Origin of the sequence: Ectothiorhodospira sp. 9100, from assembly GCF_022227565.1 — a bacterium.
Taxonomy (GTDB): Bacteria; Pseudomonadota; Gammaproteobacteria; order Ectothiorhodospirales; family Ectothiorhodospiraceae; genus Ectothiorhodospira; species Ectothiorhodospira marina.
The window spans coordinates 1-4,359 of sequence record NZ_JAJNAN010000084.1; the positions used below are offsets into that span (position 1 = coordinate 1).

The 4,359-nt window shown below is 62.9% G+C and carries 2 protein-coding genes; both read left to right on the forward strand.

Features of this window, described 5'->3' with window-relative positions:
* Positions 1-259: 259 nt before the first annotated feature.
* Positions 260-1,552: a phosphoribosylamine--glycine ligase gene (gene purD, locus LPW29_RS14755; protein ID WP_238628642.1), complete on the forward strand. Its 1,293-nt coding sequence runs from the start codon at positions 260-262 to the stop codon at positions 1,550-1,552.
* A gap of 234 nt (positions 1,553-1,786) precedes the next feature.
* Positions 1,787-4,261 carry a glycogen/starch/alpha-glucan phosphorylase gene (locus tag LPW29_RS14760; RefSeq protein ID WP_238628643.1) on the forward strand — a complete coding sequence of 825 codons (2,475 nt, stop codon included), beginning with the start codon at positions 1,787-1,789 and terminating at the stop codon, positions 4,259-4,261.
* Positions 4,262-4,359: the final 98 nt, after the last annotated feature.

Genomic DNA, 4,359 nt, shown 5'->3' on the forward strand with positions numbered 1-4,359 from the left:
CGCAAGGCCCTGACAATCCGGGACAGCCCTGGGACAATCCAGGAGGCCCCGAACAATGTGGGAGCGGCCTTGGCCGCGAAAGGGGTACGGAAAAATGGCGGAAAATGGGGATAGGAAAAATGGGGACAGACCCCTTTTTGGCCTTGCAGAAAACAGGTCCCAAAAAAAAGGGGGGGGGGCAAAAAGGGGTCTGTCCCCATTTTTTCGGGGCCGCTCCCGCGGTGAATAATTGACTTTGAGTGGTATTGAGGTGCCAACAGTGAAGATCCTGATCATCGGTAACGGCGGCCGTGAACACGCCCTGGCCTGGAAGGTGGCCCAGTCGGACCGGGTGCAGCGTGTCTTTGTGGCGCCGGGCAACGCGGGCACGGCGCGCGAGCCCAAGTGTGAGAACACCCCCATCGAGGCCACCGACATCGACGCCCTGCTCTCCTTTGCCCAAGAGCAAGGCATCGACCTGACCCTCGTCGGCCCTGAGGCCCCCCTGGTGGCGGGTATCGTGGATGCCTTTCAGGCCCAGGGCCTGGCCATCTTCGGGCCCAGCCGGGCCTCCGCCCAGCTGGAGGGCTCCAAGGCCTTCTCCAAGGACTTTCTGGCCCGGCATCAAATCCCCACCGCCGCCTATGGCAGCTTCACCGACCTGGACGCGGCCCTGGCCTACCTGCAGCAACAGGGCGCCCCCATCGTGGTCAAGGCCGATGGCCTGGCGGCCGGCAAGGGGGTGATCCTGGCCCAGACCCTGGAGGAGGCCGAGGCCGCCGTGCGCGACATGCTGGCGGGCAACGCCTTCGGCGCCGCCGGCAGTCGGGTGGTGATCGAGGAGTTCCTGCAGGGTGAGGAGGCCAGCTTCATCTGCATGGTGGACGGCGAGCACGTGCTGCCCATGGCCAGCTCCCAGGACCACAAGGCCCGGGACAATGGCGATCAAGGCCCCAACACCGGCGGCATGGGGGCCTACTCCCCGGCACCGGTGGTCACCCCGGAGATCCACGATCGGATCATGGAGCAAGTGATCCTGCCCACGGTGCGGGGCATGGCGGCCGAGGGCCATCCCTACACCGGCTTCCTCTATGCGGGGGTGATGATCGATGCTCAGGGTATCCCCAAGGTGCTGGAGTTCAACTGCCGCTTCGGAGACCCGGAAACCCAGCCCATCCTCATGCGCCTGCGCTCCGACCTGGTGGATCTGGTGGAGGCGGCCCTGGCGGGACGTCTGGATCAGGTAGCCGCCGACTGGGATCCACGCGCCGCCCTGGGGGTGGTCCTGGCGGCCGGGGGCTATCCCGGGAGTTACCGCAAGGGGGACGAGGTCCTGGGGCTGGATACGGACACGGGAACCGACGCCAAGATCTTTCATGCCGGCACGACCGAGCAGGATGGCAAGGTGGTCACCCAGGGGGGGCGGGTGCTGTGCGCGGTGGGCCTGGGGGACCGGGTCAGCGATGCCCAGGCCAGGGCCTATGCCCTGGCACGCAACATCTGCTGGTGGGATGTGTATTATCGCACCGACATCGGCCATCGTGCGGTGGCCCGGGAATCGACGGGAGCGTAATGCCAGGCAACCCGTCAACCGGACGCCTGGGCCCGGGCCGTTCCCGAACGGCCCGTACGCGCTTGATAAGACACCCACCCAACACCCAACACGACCCCCTGTACGGGCCGTTCGGGAACGGCCCCGCCGGAGCCGGCCTGAACCGCGATTCTACCGTCTGGCTCACCCCTTGCCAGTGAGCGCGTAAGTCCGGAGACTGGATACAGAACCTACCACCCCCACGGATACAGGCCTATGAAAAAGCTGGAAATGGTGCACGACTACGACCCGACCCCGTTGTCTTGCGACAAGGACGCACTCAAGGACTCCATCCGCGAGGCACTGATACACACCGTGGGCAAGGACCCGCTCAACGCGACCCGGCGCGACTGGCTGCAGGCCGTGTCCTACGCCGCCCGCGAACGCATCATCGAGCGCCGCATGTACACCAAGCGCCTGTTCAATCAGGAACAGGTGAAGCGGGTGTACTACCTCTCCATGGAATACCTCATCGGCCGCATGCTGGTGAACAGCCTGATGAATCTCGGCTTCTACGAGAACTGCAAGGAGGCCCTCCAGGAGATGGGCGTGGACCTCCATGAGATCGTCGGCCTGGAATCGGACGCTGCCCTGGGCAATGGTGGCCTGGGCCGGCTGGCGGCCTGCATCCTGGACTCCATGGCCACCCAATGCCTGCCCGGCTACGGTTATGGCATCCGCTATGAGTTCGGCATGTTCCATCAGCATGTGGAAGAAGGCGAGCAGGTGGAACACCCGGACAACTGGCTGCGCTACGGCAATCCCTGGGAGTTTCCGCGCCCGGAAAAGATCTACCCCGTGCACTTCTATGGCTACGTGGTGGAGCACCGTGAACGGGGTGTCACCCGGCATCACTGGGAGGATGGCGAAGAGGTCATCGCCATGGCCTACGACCTGCCCACCCCAGGCTTTGGCAACAAGAACGTGAACAACCTGCGGCTGTGGGCTGCCAAGGCCACCCGGGACTTCGACCTGGATTATTTCAACGAGGGCGATTACATCCGCGCAGTGCAGGAGAAGATCGAGTCGGAAACCATCTCCATGGTGCTCTACCCCAACGATGCCACCGCCGTTGGCCGGGAACTGCGCCTGAAGCAGGAGTATTTCTTTGTCTCCGCCTCCATCCAGGACATCGTGTCGCGCCATCTCCAGCTGGGCTATGGCATGAAGGAGCTGCCCGACAAGGTGGCCATCCAGCTCAACGACACCCACCCGGCCATCGCCATCGCGGAACTCATGCGCCTGCTGGTGGACCAGCATCATGTGCCCTGGAAGCAGGCCTGGCAGATCACCTGCGGGGTGTTCTCCTATACCAACCACACCCTGATGCCCGAGGCCCTGGAAACCTGGCCGGTACACCTGATGGAGCGGGTGCTGCCACGGCACATGCAGATCATCTACGAGATCAATTTCCACTTCCTCAACGAGGTGCGCCACAACTTCCCTGGCGACAATGACATCGTCCAGCGCCTGTCCATCATCGACGAGGCCAATGGCCGGCGGGTGCGCATGGCCCATCTGGCCGTGGTGGGCAGCCATAGGGTCAACGGGGTGGCGGCCCTGCACACCCAGTTGCTGAAGAAAAACCTGTTCCGGGATTTTCACCGCCTGTGGCCGGGTCGTTTCGTGAGCATCACCAATGGGATCACGCCGCGGCTATGGCTGAACCAGGCCAACCCGGATCTGCGTGACCTGATCAGTGAACACATCGACGACAAGTGGGTGATGGACCTGCAGCAGTTGGCCCAGCTGGAGCCCCTGATCGACAACCCGGGCTTCCGGGAGCGCTTCCAGCAGGTAAAACGCTCCAACAAGCAGCGCCTTGCCGCCATGATCAAGACTGAGCTGGGGCTGACGGTGAACCCGGACGCCATGTTCGATGTGCAGATCAAGCGCATCCATGAGTACAAGCGCCAGCTCCTGAACGTGCTGCATATCATCAACTATTACAACCGCATCCGTGACGGTCGCACGGAAGAGCAGGTGGAGCGGGTGAGCATCTTTGCCGGCAAGGCAGCGCCTTCGTATGTGCGCGCCAAGCAGATCATTCATCTGATCAACGATGTGGCCGATGTGGTCAACCACGACCCGGTGGTGGCCGGCAAACAACAGGTGGCTTTCATCCCCAACTATGATGTGAGCAGTGCCTCGATCATCATCCCGGCGGCAGATTTATCGGAGCAGATCTCCACAGCCGGGACCGAGGCCTCGGGGACGGGCAACATGAAGCTGGCCCTCAACGGGGCCATGACCATCGGCACCCTGGACGGCGCCAATATCGAGATTCGTCAGGCTGTGGGCGAAGAAAACATCTTCATCTTTGGCCTGAACGCGGACGAGGTGGATCAGTTGCGAGCCGAGGGTTACCGACCACGGGATTACTACGAGTCCAATCAGGAGTTGCGCCGGGCACTGGACATGATCCGTGATGGATTCTTCTCACCCTCTGATCCCGGACGCTACCGGGATCTGGTGGATCATCTGCTGGAGGTGGACACCTTCATGGTGCTGGCGGACTACGAGTCCTATATCCGCGAGCAGGAGCGGGTGGATGAACTCTACCGGGATCAGGAGGCCTGGACGCGACACGCCATGCTCAATACTGCACGCATGGGCTATTTCTCCATCGACCGGACGGTGGCGGAGTATGCCGAGAAGGTGTGGGGGATCACGCCGGAGGGATGGGACTGACTGGCGGGACTGAGCCCGAGGGGCAGCAAGGGTCGTTCACGAACGACCCGTACGCTCTACGATGGCCCGTATGACATGGAGACACACGGGTAACGTAG

Coding starts and splice junctions, on each gene's coding strand:
- LPW29_RS14760 (WP_238628643.1), top strand. CDS start 1,787: ATGAAAAAGCTGGAAATGGTGCACGACTACGACCCGACCCCGTTGTCT.